This is a genomic window from Sphingorhabdus sp. EL138 (assembly GCF_900258045.1).
Taxonomy (GTDB): domain Bacteria; phylum Pseudomonadota; class Alphaproteobacteria; order Sphingomonadales; family Sphingomonadaceae; genus Parasphingorhabdus.
On the sequence record NZ_OGVD01000002.1, the window covers coordinates 367,481 to 386,759 of the forward strand.

General features: G+C 54.5%; 16 protein-coding genes. 11 read left to right on the forward strand and 5 right to left on the reverse strand.

The window, feature by feature from the left end; genetic code table 11:
- Positions 1-40 precede the first annotated feature (40 nt).
- On the forward strand, positions 41-2,068 hold the full coding sequence (locus tag DK507_RS05180) for an FAD-dependent oxidoreductase (protein ID WP_367889548.1): 2,028 nt from the start codon (positions 41-43) through the stop codon (positions 2,066-2,068).
- 26 nt (positions 2,069-2,094) lie between these two features.
- Here the strand turns inward: DK507_RS05180 and DK507_RS05185 are convergent, their stop codons facing one another.
- Both DK507_RS05185 and DK507_RS05190 read right to left on the reverse strand, forming a co-directional pair.
- Positions 2,095-4,749 carry a DUF2339 domain-containing protein gene (locus tag DK507_RS05185; protein WP_109355306.1) on the reverse strand — a complete coding sequence of 885 codons (2,655 nt, stop codon included), beginning with the start codon at positions 4,747-4,749 and terminating at the stop codon, positions 2,095-2,097.
- On the reverse strand, positions 4,750-6,705 hold the full coding sequence (locus DK507_RS05190) for a prolyl oligopeptidase family serine peptidase (protein ID WP_109355307.1): 1,956 nt from the start codon (positions 6,703-6,705) through the stop codon (positions 4,750-4,752). It lies immediately after the preceding gene.
- A 72-nt stretch (positions 6,706-6,777) separates the two neighbouring features.
- On the opposite strand from DK507_RS05190, the gene pabB reads away from it, so the two are divergent.
- The 6 genes from pabB (at position 6,778) to msrA (ending at position 12,702) form a co-directional block, all read left to right on the forward strand.
- Positions 6,778-8,568 (forward strand): aminodeoxychorismate synthase component I, encoded by a 1,791-nt coding sequence (gene pabB / locus DK507_RS05195; RefSeq protein ID WP_109355308.1) that lies wholly within the window; start codon positions 6,778-6,780, stop codon positions 8,566-8,568.
- A gap of 31 nt (positions 8,569-8,599) precedes the next feature.
- Complete coding sequence (locus DK507_RS05200) at positions 8,600-9,874, forward strand: O-acetylhomoserine aminocarboxypropyltransferase (RefSeq protein WP_109355309.1); 1,275 nt, start codon at positions 8,600-8,602, stop codon at positions 9,872-9,874.
- A 3-nt stretch (positions 9,875-9,877) separates the two neighbouring features.
- Complete coding sequence (locus tag DK507_RS05205; RefSeq protein WP_109355310.1) at positions 9,878-10,021, forward strand: PhnA domain-containing protein; 144 nt, start codon at positions 9,878-9,880, stop codon at positions 10,019-10,021.
- Between the two features lie 199 nt (positions 10,022-10,220).
- A complete protein-coding gene (locus tag DK507_RS05210; protein WP_109355311.1) occupies positions 10,221-11,435 on the forward strand; it encodes a pyridoxal phosphate-dependent aminotransferase in 1,215 nt (404 codons plus the stop codon).
- A gap of 343 nt (positions 11,436-11,778) precedes the next feature.
- Positions 11,779-11,937 carry a hypothetical protein gene (locus DK507_RS17780; protein WP_162558872.1) on the forward strand — a complete coding sequence of 53 codons (159 nt, stop codon included), beginning with the start codon at positions 11,779-11,781 and terminating at the stop codon, positions 11,935-11,937.
- A 27-nt stretch (positions 11,938-11,964) separates the two neighbouring features.
- Entirely contained in the window at positions 11,965-12,702 is a 738-nt protein-coding gene (gene msrA / locus DK507_RS05215) for a peptide-methionine (S)-S-oxide reductase MsrA (RefSeq protein WP_109355312.1), read from the forward strand.
- Positions 12,703-12,911: 209 nt separating this feature from the next.
- On the opposite strand, the gene infC is transcribed toward msrA, so the two are convergent.
- From infC to thrS, 3 genes are all read right to left on the reverse strand, one after another.
- Complete coding sequence (infC, locus tag DK507_RS05220; protein ID WP_109355313.1) at positions 12,912-13,451, reverse strand: translation initiation factor IF-3; 540 nt, start codon at positions 13,449-13,451, stop codon at positions 12,912-12,914.
- Between the two features lie 97 nt (positions 13,452-13,548).
- Complete coding sequence (locus DK507_RS05225; protein ID WP_174209021.1) at positions 13,549-13,971, reverse strand: DUF305 domain-containing protein; 423 nt, start codon at positions 13,969-13,971, stop codon at positions 13,549-13,551.
- Between the two features lies 1 nt (position 13,972).
- Entirely contained in the window at positions 13,973-15,973 is a 2,001-nt protein-coding gene (gene thrS / locus DK507_RS05230) for a threonine--tRNA ligase (protein ID WP_109355314.1), read from the reverse strand.
- Positions 15,974-16,167: 194 nt separating this feature from the next.
- Here thrS and DK507_RS05235 point away from each other — a divergent pair, with 194 nt between their 5' ends.
- The 4 genes from DK507_RS05235 to DK507_RS05250 all read left to right on the forward strand — a co-directional run bounded on the left by DK507_RS05235 (position 16,168) and on the right by DK507_RS05250 (position 19,211).
- A complete protein-coding gene (locus tag DK507_RS05235; RefSeq protein ID WP_109355315.1) occupies positions 16,168-17,133 on the forward strand; it encodes an alpha/beta fold hydrolase in 966 nt (321 codons plus the stop codon).
- Between the two features lie 28 nt (positions 17,134-17,161).
- A complete protein-coding gene (locus tag DK507_RS05240; protein WP_109355316.1) occupies positions 17,162-17,515 on the forward strand; it encodes a hypothetical protein in 354 nt (117 codons plus the stop codon).
- A gap of 58 nt (positions 17,516-17,573) precedes the next feature.
- Complete coding sequence (locus DK507_RS05245) at positions 17,574-18,320, forward strand: carboxylesterase (protein ID WP_174209022.1); 747 nt, start codon at positions 17,574-17,576, stop codon at positions 18,318-18,320.
- 102 nt (positions 18,321-18,422) lie between these two features.
- The gene (locus tag DK507_RS05250; protein ID WP_109355317.1) at positions 18,423-19,211 is read left to right on the forward strand and encodes a hypothetical protein; all 789 of its coding nucleotides are present in this window, start codon (positions 18,423-18,425) and stop codon (positions 19,209-19,211) included.
- The last annotated feature ends 68 nt before the right edge of the window (positions 19,212-19,279 follow it).

The following is a 19,279-nucleotide window of genomic DNA, read 5'->3' on the forward strand; positions in this document are numbered from 1 at the left end:
AGAATAATAGCGTGATCGCGAACTGGCGTTAAAAGGTGTGATTATGAAATATCCTCGACTGCTCGAGCCCCTCGATCTGGGCTTCACCACCATCAGAAACCGCTCGATCATGGGCTCCATGCACACTGGTCTTGAAGAAATGGATGGCGGTTTTGAACGCATGGCCGCCTATTTCGCTGAACGTGCGGCGAATAATATCGGCATGATCATTACTGGCGGGATTGCTCCCAACGAAGAATCATCCAGCGGTGGCGCAATGATGTCCAGCGACGAGGAAGCGGAAAAGCACCGATTGGTGACGGACGCGGTTCACCAGGCCGATCCAGATGTGAAAATCTGCATGCAGATTCTTCACCCCGGGCCGCTGGCTTATAGCAAGAACGCGGTAGCGCCATCAGCGGTGAAATCACGGATTGCTCCCTTTGTTCCGAACGAGCTCGACAAGGCTGGTATCCAGAAGCAAATTAATGACCACGTGCAATGTGCCGTGATGGCCCAAAAGGCCGGCTATGACGGGGTCGAAATCATAGGGTCTGCCGGTTATCTGATTTCCACCTTTCTGGTGCAGAAAACGAATCTGCGCGAAGATGAATATGGCGGTTCTTATGAGAACAGGATGCGCTTCGCTCTGGAGATTGTGGAGCAGACTCGGGCCGCAGTTGGTGAAAACTTCATCCTCATTTTCCGTATCGCCGCCATGGATATGCTTGAAGGCGGGATGAGCTGGGAAGAGATTATTACCCTCGGCAAAGCGCTTGAAAAAGCGGGCGTGACGATCATCTCAACGCACTTCACTTGGCATGAAAGTGCAGTACCTACTATTGCAACCATGGTGCCACGCGCGGCCTTTACATCGGTCACAGGCCGTTTGCGCAAAGAGGTCAACGTGCCGGTCATTACATCCAACCGGATAAACATGCCGGATGTTGCCGAAGAAGTGCTTGCCCGCGGCGATGCCGATCTGGTGTCTATGGCGCGGCCACTTTTGGCGGATAGCGCGTTCATGCGCAAAGCGGTTGAAGGGCGCGAGGATGAAATCAACACCTGCATCGCCTGTAATCAGGCATGTCTGGATCATACATTCTCCGGTAAATTGACCACTTGCCTGGTCAATCCACGGGCCTGTCATGAGACAATCCTGAACTATGAGCCTGCAACGGAGGCAAAGCGCATCGCCGTTGTCGGTGCTGGCCCTGCGGGCCTGGCTTATGCCACTGTCGCTGCGGAACGCGGCCACAAGGTTTCATTGTTCGAGGCGTCTTCGGAAATTGGCGGCCAGTTTAATCTGGCAAAAACCATCCCCGGCAAAGAGGAATTCTACGAAACCCTGCGCTATTATAACCGGATGATCGAGGTCCATGACATCGATCTCAGGCTGAATACAAGAGCGGATGCAGAGACGCTGAAGTCAGAAGGCTTTGATCAGGTCATTGTCTCGACCGGTATCAAGCCGCGCACACCCGATATTGAGGGTATTAATCATCCCAAGGTTGTCAGCTATATTGATGTGATAACCGGCAAGAAACCGGTTGGGCGGAAGGTCGCGATTATCGGCGCTGGCGGGATTGGTTTCGATGTCTGTGAGCTGATCAGCCATGCCGGACCATCCGGAGCTGTGGACCGCGATGTGTTTGCAGCCGAATGGGGTGTTGATTTTGAAAACCATCCACGCGGCGGTGTTACCGGTGTTGAACCGAAAGTTGCAAAATCGGATCGCGAAATTACCTTGCTGCAACGTAAAGAAAGCCGCGTTGGTGCAGGCCTGGGCAAAACAACGGGCTGGACACACCGCCTTACACTTGCGCGCCGGGGTGTCGGCATGATGAACGGTGTCGAATATGTGAAGATTGATGATGATGGCTTGCACATTCTGCAAAATGACCAGCCGCAGATTATCGAGGCCGACACCATCATCATTTGCGCCGGGCAGGACCCCTTGCGTGATCTTTACAATGATTTAGAGGCGCAAGGCCTGTCTGCTGAATTGATTGGCGGTGCCTATGAGGCGAAGGAACTGGATGCGAAGGCCGCGATCAATCAGGCCAGCTATATGGCGGCAGCTGTTTGAAGCGTTCCCGTTTTCTATAGCTCTATTTAATCGGTTGCCTCTGCTGCATCCGTCCGCATAACCTTTCCATAAATCCAGCCGATACCGATCAAGGCGATACCGAGGCCGAGGAAAGACAAGATACGCAAAATACCCTCAAGCTGAGCGGCGTCGATCAGGAATACCTTGAACGTCACCAAAGTCAGCAAGAGAAGCCCCGCGATCCGCAGCAAGGCGTTGGTGGTCTGGATACCGCGCGCCAGCCATGCAATAGCGAGCACCAGCAATCCGGCGCTATAGAGATAGGTCTCGGTCGAAGTGAAGGGCGGGGTAGCGATATCTGTGCCATGGACGGCTTGACGGACAGTGACCATCACTGCGGCAATGGCTGCCAGCAGGCTGGCAATTTCCAGAGACCGGACCAACCGGGGCAAGGCAGCCGCGATCGTTTCTGTCCGCGCGTAAAACCACAGCCATAAGGTCATAGCGACAAAGTGCAGCGTGCCCAGATTGGCTATCGGCGCCGGGCCCATGGCCTGTTTGACGTTGGTCGGGCTGAGTAGCAAAATATCGAAATAGACGAAGCGGGCAAGGGCCAGACCAGCCAGAGCAAGGCCCAATGATTTGAGCGGTGTTGCAAGCTTCTCGGACCATGTCTTTCTCAGCAACAACCAGCCGCCTAGTGCCAGCAAATGCGTGAACACAGCGCGCTCGGCAAAACCATAGGCAACGAAATCCTCAATCGGCCCGATGGCGAGCGGCTGTTTCAGCAGCAAATAGATAAAGCCGCCGGTGGTGATCAGGCCGATGCCGGCGATGATTTTAGAAAGCACCTTGCCGAAATTGTCGCGGAAGACGTAAGCGATGGCGACAATTGCGATAGCTGGAACCAACAGTTCGATGGCTGTCGAACCAACGCTTGGCAGATAGCGATAGAGATCTGTCTCGCCTCCGAGAGACCCGAACAGAGCTTCCAGCAAACCCTCTGCATTGAACAGCATGATGAAACCGCCAAGACCGATGGCCAGAGCCGATTGCACGATAATCGACTTGCGCTGAGTAAATCCGGCCCAGGCAGCAAGACTGCCGGCCACCGCGATCGCGACCAGAGCGGCGAGGCTGTCTGGCGTCCATATCCAGAGGGCGATGGCGATTAGGATCGCGGTAACCGCACTGGCCGCTGGCTGCACAAACGGCTCGCTGGCAGCACGTATGCGCCAGGCCATGAGACCGGTGGTAAGAGCCGTAGCGACACAGATGCCGGCCCAGATATTTTCACTCCAATCAAAGCCGCCAAGCGCCGCAGTGATCAACAGCATTGCGGTAGGCGCTGAAAGGCCGATGAGGGACCACATCCAACCGCTTTTTTCGCGCAAGGTAAAAATATGACCAGCGCCGCCGAACAGAACCGTCAGGCCAATCGCCGCGAACAGTGTCATCCGGTCTGCATATATGTTGTAAAAGGCGGTTGCGACCATGGCCAGAGACAGGCCAAGCGCGCCGGCAACAGCCGGTGTCATCGCTTCATCACGCCAAGCGAGAGCGATAGCAAAAATGGCCAGGACGCCAAAGAACAGCCAGCTCATCAGAGAAAATTCGATTAACGGGGCTAGCAGCATCAGCTGCAACAGACCGACGCCGAGCGGTATCGCCTGCATAACAACTTTGGGAATGCCAAAGCTGGTGCCGGTGCGAGTGATGGTGAGCACGCCGCCAATGGCGAGCAGTACAATAAATGCGCCGACAAACGGCACATCGCCGCTGAGGTCCATGAACAACAAGGCGGTTGTCCAGATAACACTGCCGCCCGTTGCGAGAAGCGCCAACCAAGCCCAGCCGCGATGGATTGCGAGGCCGAAAAGGCCTGCGGTGAATACCCCGAGGTAGATGAGCAAAGGCGCGACTGATTCTGGACCAAGGCCAGCAACATAAGGTGCGGCAAAGCCGCCCAGCAGACCCATGATCGCCGTTGGCGGGCCGTGCCGCTGCGACAGCACGAAAGCCAATATGGTGACCGCTACGACGCCGCCGAGAGCAGTATAAAGGCCCAGCAACTGGTATAGTTCACTGGCCATGTAGAGTGTGGCGTAGAGCACGGCGATTCCAGCGCCGGCGATGCTGTGACCGATGCGCACATCATCTGTGAAGATCTTGCCGAATTTGGGAATCCTGTAGCCAAATTCGCTCAGGCCGATGAGCAGCAGTCCGAACAAAGCGGCGGTGATACAGCGCGCTGTTGGTCCGAATAGCCCTGCCTCGATTGAAAAGCGGACTAGGAAGAAACCGGCGAAAATCAGCGCTATACCGCCAATCCAGATGGGAAGCTTGCCGCCAATCAGGTCTTCAAATCGTTTCGCCGCGCTGGGGGGGGGGTGTTTCGGTTCCTCGTTGGCTGGCGGTGGTGGAGGAGAAGTCGGCTGATAAACGCGCCGGGATACCGGTTCTGGCGCTGGTGTAGCGACGCGCTCGGGCTTGACTGTCTCCTTGGCTGCGCGTTTCACCGGCTCGACTGGCTCTGGTTTTGGTTTCGGCTCGGCTGGTGCGGTGGGTTCTGTGGCAACGGCTTGGCTGGTTTCAACCGCAGTTTGATCCGCCCGGTCTTCGAGTATCGCTATCCGGTTGCGCAGCGAGGCAATGGTGCTGCGGGAATCGAATACCAGCACCGTGAGGACAATAATTCCGACAAAGACCAGGAATTCCATTCACTTATCCCCGTTCAGCAGATATTCTTGCCAGAATAGAAGTGATGCCCAGAACTGGTAGTCTGCATTGGCTTTCTTGCGAAAACCATGACCTTCGTTTTTGGCAAGCAGATGCCAAGCAGGCCGGTCATTGGCGCGAACTGCCTCGACAATCTGGTCCGCTTCGCTGGCCGGCACGCGCGGGTCGTTGGCGCCGGTCACCACCATCAACGGGATATCAATTTCACTTGCGCGCCGCAGGGGACTGATTTCTTCCAGTTTAGCGCGCTGTTCGGGTATGCGTTCGTCGCCATATTCAACCCGGCGCAGATCGCGGCGATAGGGCTGCGTATTTTCCAGGAAAGTGACGAAGTTGGATATGCCGACAATTTCCAGTCCGGCCTTTAACTTGTCGCCATAGCGGAGCATCGAGGCCAGCGTCATATAGCCGCCATAACTGCCGCCGGTGACCGCGATGCGGCGCTTGTTGATGCGCTTGTCCTTTCGCAAATGAGAAAGGAAAGCACCGATGTCCTTCACGCTGTCTTCCCGCCGGAACGGACCGTTGTCGAGGGCGACAAACCGTTTGCCGAAACCGGTGGACCCGCGCACATTGGGATAGAAGATTGCGATACCCAGCTCGTTGATCAGATAATTGTTTCGGCCTAGAAACCGCGGCGTGGCCTGTCCTTCCGGCCCGCCATGAATATTGATGATCAGCGGACGTCTGCCCTTATGCTTTTCGGGATCGGGCCTGTACAGAAAGCCGGACATTTTCTCGCCATCGAAACTGGTAATTTCCACCAGTTCCGGCGCGACGTTATTGGCGGCATCCAGCCCGCCGGTTTCGCTTCTTGTCCAGCGTGTGATGGCCAGTGTTTTGGGGTTGAGGCTGTAACTGTCACTACCAGTCTGGTTAGCGTTAAGCGTGAAACCAAGCTCTCCCCATGGTGCGAATTTAATCCCGCCAATCACGCCCGCCGGCAGATCAGTCACCGTACGAACCGCACCGCTTTGCACATCATAGATTTTCAACACGGAACGGCCTGCCTGATTGACTTCATAGGCGATCCAGCGGCCATCCTTGCTAATATCAAAGTCGGAAATATCCCAGATTTTCTCGTCAATAACCGGTTCAAACATGGCTGTTTCCAGATTGACGGTACCGAGCCGCTGGACATCGCTGCCATCATCCGACGCCGCCCAAAGGCGACCGTCCGGCGCAAATTGCAGACCGTTATAGGCAACCGGATTGCTGCTGTTGGTCAGCTTGCGCGATGTGCCATTGGCGATATCGATAAGATGAAGCTGGTTATCGGTGACCGATACATAGTTGAAAACCAGCAGGTGCTTGTCATCGGGCGAAAAGTCGATCGGAAACCAGCCGCCACCGGAAGACGCGACCAGCATGACGGCGCTATCGGGCTTTGCCGGGTTCATCAGGTAGATGTCGTTATAAAGCCCGGTGCGCTTGTTGGACCCGAATGCCAGCAAATTGCCCTTGCTGGACCAGGGACCAAGACTGTTGCGACTCTTGCCATCAGTCAGCATTTTCGGGACGCCGTCTTTCAGCGCAAAAATCTGGTTCACCTCATTGCCGCCAATGTCCTTCTGGAACAACAAGGCGGATCCGTCCGGTGCGTAACTGGCTGACCGCGCGGGCTCGTCTCCAAAGGTCAGTTGCTCGCGCGCGCTGAGCGGCTGGGCAATTTTGTGTAGCTGGCTGGTGTCGGCAAAACGGGTGCGAACCAGCATCGCTCTGGTCACGGGATCCCAATCGACAAAACGTGCGGTCCGGAACTCCATGTAGGGGCGGGTTTTTTCCACCACGGACATTGGAATGTCAGGGACCTGGTCGGTCACGAGTGCAGCCGGTTTGGGGGCGATGACATCTGCAGGTTCTTCCGCTGCAAGTGCGGCCGGGGCAAAAATTTGCAATGATACAGCAACCAGCGCGCCGATAGATATAATGCGCATTCAGCGCTTCTCCCTGCTGAGTTTAGTTTATGCTTATGGACTAACAGCATAAAAAGCAATTAGGGGAGGAGAATGATCTGCGACACCAGCCCTTTCATATTGCTCGATGACGCGCGGGATGGCGGTGAAGCTGTGCCAGCCCGGCTGTACAGAGATCCGCTCGAGATACTGCAGGCCCACACGCCGGCAGAGCTGAGCGCGGTGCTGGACCAACTGGGAGAAGCGAAAAAACGCGGGCTCCATGCAGCGGGTTACATGTCCTATGAAGCAGGCCTCGCCATGGAAGGACGGTTGGTTAAATATCTGCCCGACGAGCGGGCTTGCCCGCTGGCATGGTTTGGGTTGTTCAAGGATTACAGCCTGTTGGAGCCAGATTCTGTATTGAGGCAGCTTCCCGACGCGAAAGGCGCATGGTTGGGCAGCCTGAAGCCCGGACTTACTAGGCAGGACTATTACCACGCTTTCCAAAGGGTGCAGGATTATATTCTCGCTGGTGACATCTATCAGGCCAATCTCACTTTTCGGGCTTATGCAGCCTATGCTGGCCACCCCCTCGCTCTTTATGCGGCGATCCGGGACCGGGCGAAGGCAGGCTATGGCGGCGCCATATTTGATGGTAAAAATTGGATGCTGTCCTTTTCGCCGGAACTGTTTTTCGCAATGAAAGACGGCCGGATTACGGCAAAACCAATGAAAGGAACAGCGGCGCGCGTGTCTGACGCCACCGCCGACGCAGCGGTTCGGGCGGAGCTACAGAGCGATCCCAAACAGCGCGCTGAAAATCTGATGATTGTTGATCTGTTGCGCAATGATCTGTCCCGGGTCGCGGAACCCGGCAGTGTGGAGGTGCCTGAGCTTTTCCATGTGGAAAGCTATCCAACGATCCATCAGATGACCTCGACCGTAACCGCCTGGCTGGCCGATAATTATGGTGCCGTTGACCTGTTGCGCCAAATATATCCCTGCGGGTCGATCACCGGTGCGCCCAAAATCAGGGCCATGGAGATTATCGATGAACTGGAAAAGGACCAGCGCGGCATTTATTGCGGTTCCATCGGGCGGATTGATGCCCGCGGCGATGCAGCATTTAATGTCGCCATCCGGACATTCTTTCTGACGGAGGGCCAAGAAAGTCTTTCCATCGGGCTTGGCTCTGGCATAGTGGCAGACTCTGTCGGGGGTGACGAATGGCGGGAATGCCTTGCCAAAGGGAGATTTGCAGCTTTGGATGATCGCGGTGAACAGGTGTCAGGCGATAGAATTCCCGTCGATTTGATCGAGACAATGGCCTTCGATCCCGAACTTGGCATCCTTCGTCTCGAAGCACATCTGGAACGGATGAAGGCCAGCGCCGCCGCGCTAGAATTTGAATTTGACCGCCATGCCGCGCGCAACACGATACAGGCCATCACCTTTCATCAGGACAAACCGGCCAAGGTGCGATTGATGCTGTCTCGGTCGGGAGCGATTGCAATAGAACTGCAGCCGATGCCGGAACCACTTAATGAGCCGGTGGTAGTCAAACTCGCACCCATGCAAGCAAATGCCCAAGATTACCGCCTGCATCACAAGACCAGTGACCGCAGTGTTTATGATGCTCCGGACGTGAAAGGCGATGCGCATCCGATATTTTACGATTCAGACGGCTATCTCACTGAAGGTGCCATCTGGAACATATTTGTGGAGCGCGATGGCAAGCTGGTGACACCGCCTCTTTCACGAGGCCTGTTGCCGGGAATATTGCGCCGGGAATTGCTGGAAAGCGGCGAGGCGATGGAGGCAGATTTGCAGGCTGGGGATTTAGACAGCGGTTTCTATGTAGGAAATAGTTTACGAGGTCTGGTGAAGGCCGAACTCGCCTAAATAAATCTACTCGCTTTTGATGGAGATATTTATGACTGATCATCTGGAAACCATGGCCGTGCATGCCGGAACCGAACCGGACCCGGCGACCAACGCTCGGATCACACCGATCTATCAGACCGCCTCTTATGTGTTCGATGATGTCGATCATGCAGCGGACCTGTTCAATCTCGACACTGTGGGCAATATTTATACCCGCATCATGAACCCGACCAACGGCGCGCTGGAGGGCAAGATTGCGGCGATGGAAGGCGGCGCGGCAGCGCTGGCGGTGGCTTCTGGCCATGCGGCCCAATTGCTGATTTTCCATGTGCTGATGGATCCCGGCGCACATATTGTTGCGGCGAAAAAGCTTTACGGCGGTTCGCTCAACCAGCTTGGGTATAGTGTCAAGAAATTCGGCTGGAACGTGACTTTCGTAGATGCTGACATCCTGGATGAAGTTAAAGGCGCGATTACCGATGATACGCGCTGTGTCTTCATCGAAAGCCTCGCTAATCCGGGCGGTGTCGTACAGGATATTGCGGGCATTGCCGATATTGCCCATGCGGCAGGCATCCCCTTGATTGTTGACAACACCATGGCTTCGCCAGCGCTTTGCCGTCCTATCGAACATGGCGCAGATATCGTGGTGGAAAGCGGCACCAAATTTCTCGGTGGTCATGGCAACAGCATTGCTGGCCTGATCGTGGACAGCGGTAAGTTTGACTGGACCAAAAGCGAGAAATTCGCCTTTTTGAACCAGCCCAATCCATCCTACCATGGGAAGATATTTACCGAGGCCTTTGGTCCGGTTGCCTTCATATTGGCTGCACGTGCGCTTTCGTTGCGCGACCTTGGTCCTGCTCTGGCGCCGATGAACGCTTTTAACATCCTGACCGGTATGGAAACATTGACGCTGAGGATGGAGCGGCATTGCGACAATGCGCTGGCACTCGCGAAATGGCTGCAGGGCCGTGACGAGGTGAGCTGGGTATCCTATGCTGGTTTGCCCGACAGCGAATATCACGCGCTGGCTCGGAAATATCTTGATGGCAAAGGCGGCGCGGTATTCACCTTTGGTTTGAAAGGCGGATATGATGCGGGTACCAAACTGGTCTCCGCGGTGAAGATGTTCAGTCATCTTGCCAATATCGGTGACACCCGTTCGCTGATCATTCACCCGGCCTCGACCACCCATAGCCAGTTGTCGGGTGACGAGCTGGTCGCCGCTGGCGCTGGTCCGGATGTCGTGCGCGTCTCAGTTGGTATCGAGCATATTGATGATATTATAGCGGATATGGCCCAAGCGCTTGAATCCCTGTGATGAGTGAAGGCGACGGGGCAGACGCTAAAGCGCGGCACGTTGATCAAATCCATTCGCCTGACTGGCGATGCGCAGGAAATTGATTGCAAGCGTGAGGGGATAAAAGGCCTCGTCCTGCGGGCCAAATTTGTAAAAAAGCGCAGCTGATTCCTAACCGATCATGAAACGCCTGTTAAAAGACCATGAAAACAGTCGACAGCGATCTCCTGCACTTTTAGGTCAGCGATATTCCCGTTCGAACAACTGATTGTTACAAAATTCCTGCTTGTTTTGTCATGATCCTATTGCGCGATAGCACAGACAGGATTATGCGCTGTTTTTAACGTCTTGAAACAGGACTCTCCCCATGACTCAATCACCACTCAAACTTTCCCAAGCTCTTGGCAGAATTCAACCCTCCGCAACCATGGCCATGTCTGGCCGGGTGACCGAGCTCAAAGCACAGGGCATTGATATTATTGGCCTTTCTGCCGGTGAACCGGATTTTGATACGCCGGATTTTGTCAAGGAAGCGGCCATCAAGGCGATCCAGGATGGCGACACCAACTATACGACAGTTGATGGTACGATAGCGGTGAAAGAGGCGGTGGCCGCCAAATTCCTGCGCGACAATGACCTGACCTATGCGCCGTCCCAAATTTCGGTGAATAATGGCGGCAAACATACGTTGTTCAATGCTTTGGTGGCGACACTCGACGCAGGTGATGAGGTTATTATTCCGGCGCCCTATTGGGTAAGCTATCCCGACATAGTGAATTTTGCTGGCGGTACGCCGGTGATCATCAAGGCGGGCGCGGACCAGAATTACAAGATTACGCCGGAGCAGCTGACGGCCGCGATCACGCCTAAAACCAAATGGCTGATCCTCAACTCGCCATCCAACCCAACCGGGGCCGCCTATAGCGGCGAGGAACTGAAAGCTCTCGGCGAGGCGCTGTTGCCGCATCAACAGGTGATGGTGATGACCGACGATATGTATGAACATATCTGGTATGCCGATTTTCCGTTCACCACGATCGCCCAGGTCTGTCCTGATCTTTATGATCGCACCCTGACGGTCAGTGGTTGTTCCAAGGCCTATGCGATGACAGGCTGGCGGATCGGTTTTTCCGGTGGTCCGGAATGGCTGATCGGTGCTATGCGCAAGCTGCAGTCACAGTCTACATCCAACCCAAGCTCCATCTCGCAGGCGGCTGCAGTTGCGGCGCTAAACGGTCCGCAGGATTTTCTGGCAGAACGGAACGCCGCTTTCCTGAAACGCAGAGATCTGGTGGTATCGATGATGAATGATACGCCAGGCCTCCATTGTCCGACACCAGAGGGCGCCTTTTATGTCTATCCCGACGCAAGCGAACTGATGGGCAAGACGACACCGAAGGGCAAAATAATCGAGAATGATCAGGACCTGATCGGCTATTTTCTTGATGAGGCGCAAGTGGCAGCAGTCCATGGCGGCGCTTTTGGTCTCTCGCCAGCTTTTCGTATCAGCTATGCGACGTCGGAAGATATATTGCGGGAAGCGTGCACCAGAATACAGCGGGCCTGCGCGGCGTTAACTTAATTCCCTCAGGCGCCGGGCGCGGGAGTTTTCTGTTTAACCTCAGGCGCCGGTCGGCCTTGCCTCGTTACGCTCGGACGACGCTCTAGGGCGTTGCGCAGACGGTCGCGCTGATCCGACGCATCGCGTTGGCAAGCGCGACTGCGCGCCCGAGCTTATGCGAGGAAAGCCAAGCGGGCGGATGCCCGCGCCCGGCGCTTGAGGTTAATCAATAAAGATTCCCTTCACCCGCTGAAACTGAATGTCGTCCTGTGATGGCGTTCACAACGTGGCAAGCAATCCTATATTATCAGTGTAACCAATTCAGGGGTCGCTCCGAACAGAGGGTAACCACAAGGAAAACAAAATGCCCAGTTTTTTGAAATCAGATTTAACCTATAGCCTGAGCGGCGGCTTCATCCTGGGGGCGCTAGCCCTGTTCTTCATGCAACCCTCCGAGGATCAGCAGGAGTTTAGCGAGAACCTCGCTCCAACGATGAGTGTTGCTACCCAGGTAGTGAGTTAAATCCAGCAAGAATACGGGGCGCCTGATATGAACAGAATTTTGCCAAAACTAGCGATTGCCGGTATCAGTGTTGCGGCCTTTGGTGGACTTTGGGCCACCGTTAGCACAACTGACCCAAGCAGTCAGAGCGCTCCCAGCCTGTTTACCAGTGAAGCCCATGCGGCTGAAAAAGCCACGATCATTCCTGCTCCTCGAATCAATGCCTCGGAAAAAGGCAAACGCGCTGTTGCGATATTTGCCGGCGGTTGTTTTTGGGGTGTCGAAGGCGTGTTTGAACATACCAAAGGTGTGATCAGCGCAGCATCAGGCTACCATGGAGGCACCAAACGCAGTGCGAATTACAAGCTGGTCAGCGCGGGCATGACCAATCATGCCGAAGCGGTGCGCGTCGTTTATGACCCGAGCGTCGTTAGTTATGGCAAGCTGATGCAGGTTTTCTTTTCGGTGGTAGCCGATCCGACAACTTTGAACGCGCAGGGCCCCGATCGCGGCAAACATTATCGTAGCGCGTTGATCCCAACCAACAATGCACAGGCTAAGGCGGCCCGCGCTTATCTGGCGCAGCTTGGCAAAGGCAAATATTGGAAACGGCCCATCGTGACCAAGATTGAAGCCTATAAAGCGTTCTATCCCGCCGAAAGCTATCATCAGGATTTCATGCAGAAAAACCCGCGTCAGGGTTATATTGTACGCTGGGACAAACCCAAGATCGCTAATCTGAAGCGTCATTTCCCCAAACAATATCGTGCAAAACCCGTAACCTAGGCACGGTTTTTAAAAGTCGCGCAAAAAGTTACGCCCATTTAACCGGGTGTTAGTTTTGCCGTATTATACATGGCAGGATCGTATCACAGAACGGACAAGTCCATGGTATCGCAAAATTTCGAATTTGCTATCGCGCTGACGTCCATAGTTGTGGGTATGGCTTTTATTTGGGTTGCACATAAACACCCCAATTAATCGCCACTACCGCCTCATTTGGGACAGAGCACCATCAGCATCTGACGGCCTTCCAGCTTTGGATAGGCTTCAACCTTGGCGGTTTCCTTCATGTCTTCCTGCACTCGCTGCAATAATTGCATACCAAGTTGCTGATGTGACATTTCACGACCGCGAAAGCGCAGCGTGACCTTCACCTTGTCACCGTTGTCGATGAACTTGTTAACATTGCGCATCTTCACCTGGTAATCATGATCGTCGATATTGGGACGCATCTTGATTTCCTTGACGTCCTGTACCTTTTGGGTTTTGCGCGCCGCATTGGCCTTTTTCTGGGCCTCATATTTAAATTTTCCAACGTCCAGAAATTTTGCGACCGGCGGAGAAGCGTTAGGCGAAACCTCTACGAGGTCCAGGCCAACATCCTTGGCTCGCTCGATCGCTTCGCCAGTGTTCATGACGCCGAGGTTTTCGCCCCTGTCGTCGATGACCCGCACAGTGTCGGAAATGATCAGATTGTTGAAACGTGGACCGCCTTTTACGGGCGGCGTGGGACGGCGTGGTGGTGCAGCTATGTTAAATACTCCTAAAAAATCAAATGAAAGCGGCCAATAGCGGGAAATCGCTAGGGTCGCAAATTGTATATATACTTAATGGCTGGGAACCCCAGGATCAATGGTTGGTGTGATCCTGTGAATCTGAACCCGCAGGTATTTTTTTGACCGGCACGGCATCATGCTTTTCCAGCCATTCACGCATCTGCGCGATTTCTTTGGTCTGGCTTTCGATAATCGTTTCGGCCAGCGCCCTGGTTTCAGGGTCTTTTCCATATTCCAAAACGATTTCCGCCATATCCACGGCGCCCTGATGGTGCGGGATCATCCCCTGCATGAAGGCGATATCCGGATCCGGATCGATGACACCCATGCCCTCGTGCATCCTTGCGTTGGCTTGTTCATAAGCTATTTCGGCTGCACTTTTGTCTGTGGCACCGCCGCGCACAATTTCCATATCCGGCTCGTTTGCAGTGTTTTCAGGGCTGCAGCTGGTCAGAAACAGACCAGAAGCAACAAGTGCAGTTACGCCAATTTTCATATCAATCTCCTGTCAGATCCGGTGCCAATGCTTCTTCCTTGAGCATCGCAACAGCCTCATCAAGCGTCAGGAACATCTGTTCCTTTTGCCCCAGTTTTCGCAGGGCCACTTTGCCTTCTTCGGCCTCACGCATGCCAACGACGAGGATATTTGGCACTTTCGCCAGTGAATGCTCGCGCACCTTATAGTTGATCTTCTCGTTGCGGAGGTCGGCCTCGACCCGGATACCGGCGGCTTTCAACTTCTCCGTCACCTTTTTCGCATAGTCATTGGCATCCGTGACAATCGTTGCAACAACCGCCTGTGTGGGCGCGAGCCATAACGGCATTTTTCCGGAATAATGCTCAATCAATATGCCGATAAATCGTTCATAGGAACCGAAGATCGCACGGTGAAGCATGATCGGGCGGTGCCGCGCGCCATCCTCGGCAATATAGCTTGCATCCAGACGTTCGGGCAAAACCCTATCAGACTGGATCGTGCCAACCTGCCACGTGCGGCCAATCGCATCGGTGAGGTGCCATTCCAGCTTGGGCGCATAAAAGGCGCCTTCCCCGGGCAATTCTTCCCAGCCATATTCTTCTGTGGCCATGCCCGCAGCATGAACGGCGTCGCGCAACTCGGCCTCTGCCTGATCCCATATTTCATCGGAGCCGAAACGCTCGTCAGGGCGAAGCGCGAGCTTGATGGCATAGCCTTCAAAACCCATTTCTTTGTAGACTTGGTCCGCCAGTTCGCAGAATTTCTTGACCTCATCAACAATCTGATCTTCACGGCAGAATATATGGGCATCATCCTGCGTGAATTGCCGGACCCGCATCAGGCCGTGAAGCGCACCATGCGGTTCGTTGCGGTGGCAGCAGCCATTCTCGTAAATTCGCAGCGGCAGATCGCGATAGCTCTTGATGCCCTGTTTGAAGATCAGGACATGGGCCGGGCAATTCATCGGCTTGATCGCCATCATGTCGGCGTCCGAGGATACCAGCGGCGCATCATCGTCGACGCTGGGAATCTCGTCAGGCACAACGAACATATTCTCGCGATATTTGCCCCAATGGCCGGACTGTTCCCATTGACGCGCATCCATGATTTGCGGCGTTTTTACTTCGTTATAGCCAGCATCATCAACAGCACGGCGCATATAGGCTTCCAGCTCGCGCCAAATCATATAGCCCTTGGGATGCCAGAATATGCTCCCCATGGCTTCGGCCTGAATATGGAACAGGTCCATTTCCTGGCCCAGTTTGCGGTGATCGCGCTTGGCGGCTTGTTCGAGCCGTACGAGATGTGCATTAAGCTGTTTCTTGTTGAGCCAGCCGGTGCCGTAAATACGCGATAATTGCGGATTACGCTGGTCGCCGCGCCAATAGGCACCGGAAACGCGCATCAGTTTAAACGCCTTGGGATCAAGCTTGCCGGTGGAGGGCAGATGCGGACCGCGGCACATGTCCATCCAGTCATCACCAGACCAATAGACGCTGATTTCGTCGCCTTCGGGCAGCTCGGCGGCCCACTCGGCCTTGAACTTTTCGCCGTCTTTTTCCCACAATGCGATCAGATCGTTACGCTCCCACACTTCGCGGCGCAGCGGTTTGTCTGCGTTGATGATCCGCCGCATTTCTTCTTCAATCTTGGGGAGATCGTCATCGGTGAACGGGTCGCCCGCAGGCGCGAAGTCATAGTAAAAACCATCATCCGTCGATGGACCAAAGGTAATCTGCGTACCTGGATAAAGCTTCTGCACCGCCTCTGCGAGCACATGGGCAAAATCGTGGCGCGCCAGTTCCAGCGCGTCTTCCTCATCCCTTGAAGTGATCAGGGCAAGCTCGGTATCCTCTTCCAGCGGCCGCATGATGTCACGAACTTCGCCGTCAATACGCGCGGCCAAAGCCGCCTTGGCGAGGCCCGGACCGATATCCGCCGCAATTTGTGCCGGTGTGGTACCCGATGCCACTTCACGCGCGCTGCCGTCGGGAAGGGTGATTTTGATCATCTTGGTCATCGGGTTTTCAATCTTTAAAGTTCACACAGTTCTCACCAAAGAACGCCAGAAAACGGCGATCCATAGATTTTCATTGCCTTAGTCCATGGTCCGGCCAAGTCAACCGCCGTCCGCCTTTCAGACAACAAGCCTTTTTGATATGGTGATTGAAGACGTTTTTCTGAAGTACAGAAGCGGCGCGCAGGAAAGTAAGGATGCAAATGAAGATCTGGTTTTTTCTAGGACTTGCAACGGTGCTGTTATTATCGGCTTGCACCACCACGAAATCTGCCAAGCCGTTGGTTTCGACGGCTGCGCGAGGTGAGCGGATCGATTTGCCGAACGGAGCTCAATTGCTGGGTGGTAGGCATTTTACTGTCCTGGTTGAAGGAAAGGGCCGTGATGTCGTCCTGATTCCCGGTCTTTCAACACCCCGCACTGTGTGGGAAGCGACACGTGCCAAACTCAAAGGCCGTTATCGGCTCCATGTCATCCAGATGCGGGGTTTTGGCGATGCGCCAATGTCTGATCGAGACGGACCATTACTGGAGCCGTTTATCCGCGAGCTGACCGATTATATCGACGATGAAATTGTCGATCGCAATAATCGCCAAAAAGCGCTGTTAATTGGCCATTCGCTTGGCGGTCTGGCGACGATGAGTTTGGCGGCGCGCTATCCTCAGGGCGTCGAAAAAGCGATGATCATAGACAGCCTGCCATTTTTCGGTTTGCTATTTGGCCCGGACACCACAGTTGAAACGCTTCAGCCTCAGGCAGCTGCAATGCGGGACGCGTTGATAGCGAAAGGCAGTAGCCAAGTAGATGAGCGGACCCTGCAAACCATGTCGCGAACAGAGGCGGGGCGGGAGCAAATTGCTGCATGGGCGCGCGCAGCCGACACCGGTACAATGGCGCAGCTGACCTACGATCTGATGACGACCGATGTCCGGCCTTTGCTGCCTGGGATCACCATACCGGTCACTATGCTCTATCCGGTCGATACCAGTGTGATGGCTGAGCCACGGATTAGCAAGATGTATAAAGAGGCTTTTGCAGGGGCCAAGACCGTCACATTCGAAAAAATCGACGACAGCCGGCATTTCATTATGTTGGACAATCCTGAAGCCTATGCCGCAGCGGTGGAAAGGTTTTTGCAAGGAAATGATGGTAAGAGTGAGTAAGCTGCTATATTTTATGGATTAATCCGTTATGAGCAACAATTACTCCGTCTGGCACCGCGACGGTAAAGGTGCACGCAAACGATCGATCCGGATCGAGACTATTGGAAACACGTTCCTGTTTTTCGAAAACCAGTGGCGCAGTGAAGCCTATCATTTCGGTGATCTGGTTTATCGCGGTCTAACGGGTGGTTCGCATGTTTTTGGACTGGATGACGGGATTAAAGCCCGCCCGCATTGGCAGCTTGGTTTTACCGGTGATCCGCCGGCCGAACTGACCGGATTGCTACCCAAATATAAGCGGCCCATGCTAAGCGGTGTGGGCATGCTGATTATCGCATTTTTGTGCCTTGGAATTGTTTATTTCGGTTCTTCCCACGTTTAAGTTGATTGGCCGCGTACCTCTGCGTAGGCACAAGCACAAACGATTAGCGGAAGACTAAATGGAAGAAGATATCCTCTACATGCAGCGTCCGGGTGGTGCCAATCTCGCCTATTGTTATCGCGCAGCCAAGTCGGGTGTCAAAGGCAGCACCCTGGTGTTTCTGCCCGGCTATATGTCGGATATGGAAGGTGGCAAGGCTCTGGCGCTTGATGCATGGGCCAAGGATCAAGGGCGCGCCATGCTGCGCCTTGACTATGCCGGATGCGGGGCCAGCGGCGGGGAGTTTGAGGACCAGAGTCTGATCAACTGGCGCGATGACGTGCTGTTTTTGATCGAGAAAGTGACAGCCGGTTCCATTACTCTGGTGGGTTCGTCCATGGGTGGCTGGTTGATGCTGCTGGTTGCGCTTGCCCGGCCGATGCGGGTGAAAGCGCTGGTCGGTATTGCTGCGGCTCCCGATTTTACCGACTGGGGGTTCACGCAGGAACAGAAAATGACGATTCTGCGGGAAGGCAAGCTGGAAGAGCATAGCGAATATAGCGAAGACCCCTATGTCACGACCAATATTTTCTGGCAGTCGGGCGAGGCTAATCGCCTTTTGCACAAGGAAATCGCATTTGATGGAGCGGTGCGGTTACTGCACGGACAGGAGGATGCTGACGTGCCTTGGGCCTATACTCTGGAGATCGCCAAGAAAATGCGTTCAGCGAACGTGCAGATGCATTTGGTAAAGGACGGAGATCACCGCCTGTCACGCGATCAGGATATTGAGCTTTTGATCGACGTGGTTTCGCGGCTGGATTGAATGTAACTGAAAGAAAGCCGTTAGTGGTGAGCTTGTCGAACCACATTTATCGACTATCGCAAAACACCCTTTGACAGACTCGGGGCCGATGGAATTTTATTCATGTTCATTTCCGCATTCCTTATCCTTGCCCAATCGACTTCACCTTTTGGATCACCGGTTCCGCAGACAATTAACCCCTCTGCGCCGATGACGATGACCGAAGTCCGGTTCAACGAATGTGTCGATCTGGCGGTCGACGATCCGGCAAGCGGCGTTGTGGAGGCCAATAAGTGGCGCATAGAAGGCGGGGGATTTCTGGCGCGTCACTGCCTCGGCTTTGCCTATGCGGAACAGTTTAACTGGATAGCGGCGACAAGAACCTTTGCCGAAGCCGCCAGAGAGGCGGAGGTTGCCAAATATCCCCGCGTTGCCAATTTTTGGGCACAGGCAGGTAACGCGGCACTGGCCGGAAACGAAGCGCAAAAGGCGCTGGAATATCTTAATGCCGCGCTGGTGCAGGGCAGTTTGATCGGGTTGGAGAAGGGCGAAGTTCATCTCGATCGAGCCCGGGCGCATGTCGCTTTAAATGACTATGAGGCGGCCAAAAAAGAATTCGTGATGGTGCACAAGCTGGCTCCGCAAGACCCGCTCGGCTGGCTGCTATCTGCAACACTGGCAAGACGGATGGGAGACCTTGCGATCGCCAAGGCCGATATCGCAGTTGCTGCCAAACTGGCAGAACGCGACCCGGCTATTGCTCTGGAAGCGGGCAATATTGCTTATGCCGGCGGCGACGCTGAACAGGCCAAGATTAACTGGGAAAAGGCGGTTGAAATCGATGCCGAAAGCCGTTCGGCCAAAGCGGCACAGAAATATCTTGCACAGCTTGTAGCAACCGTCGCCGAATAGGATTTACATCGCCAGGCTTTTCAATCCTTTTGACGGGCGATACAAGCCTCGCACAGCAACAAAAGAAA

Coding starts and splice junctions, on each gene's coding strand:
- DK507_RS05240 (WP_109355316.1), top strand. CDS start 17,162: ATGAGCAACAATTACTCCGTCTGGCACCGCGACGGTAAAGGTGCACGC.
- DK507_RS05250 (WP_109355317.1), top strand. CDS start 18,423: ATGTTCATTTCCGCATTCCTTATCCTTGCCCAATCGACTTCACCTTTT.
- DK507_RS17780 (WP_162558872.1), top strand. CDS start 11,779: ATGCCCAGTTTTTTGAAATCAGATTTAACCTATAGCCTGAGCGGCGGC.
- DK507_RS05235 (WP_109355315.1), top strand. CDS start 16,168: ATGCAAATGAAGATCTGGTTTTTTCTAGGACTTGCAACGGTGCTGTTA.
- DK507_RS05225 (WP_174209021.1), bottom strand. CDS start 13,971: ATGAAAATTGGCGTAACTGCACTTGTTGCTTCTGGTCTGTTTCTGACC.
- msrA (WP_109355312.1), top strand. CDS start 11,965: ATGAACAGAATTTTGCCAAAACTAGCGATTGCCGGTATCAGTGTTGCG.
- pabB (WP_109355308.1), top strand. CDS start 6,778: ATGATCTGCGACACCAGCCCTTTCATATTGCTCGATGACGCGCGGGAT.
- DK507_RS05190 (WP_109355307.1), bottom strand. CDS start 6,705: ATGCGCATTATATCTATCGGCGCGCTGGTTGCTGTATCATTGCAAATT.
- DK507_RS05200 (WP_109355309.1), top strand. CDS start 8,600: ATGACTGATCATCTGGAAACCATGGCCGTGCATGCCGGAACCGAACCG.
- DK507_RS05245 (WP_174209022.1), top strand. CDS start 17,574: ATGGAAGAAGATATCCTCTACATGCAGCGTCCGGGTGGTGCCAATCTC.
- thrS (WP_109355314.1), bottom strand. CDS start 15,973: ATGACCAAGATGATCAAAATCACCCTTCCCGACGGCAGCGCGCGTGAA.
- DK507_RS05185 (WP_109355306.1), bottom strand. CDS start 4,749: ATGGAATTCCTGGTCTTTGTCGGAATTATTGTCCTCACGGTGCTGGTA.
- DK507_RS05210 (WP_109355311.1), top strand. CDS start 10,221: ATGACTCAATCACCACTCAAACTTTCCCAAGCTCTTGGCAGAATTCAA.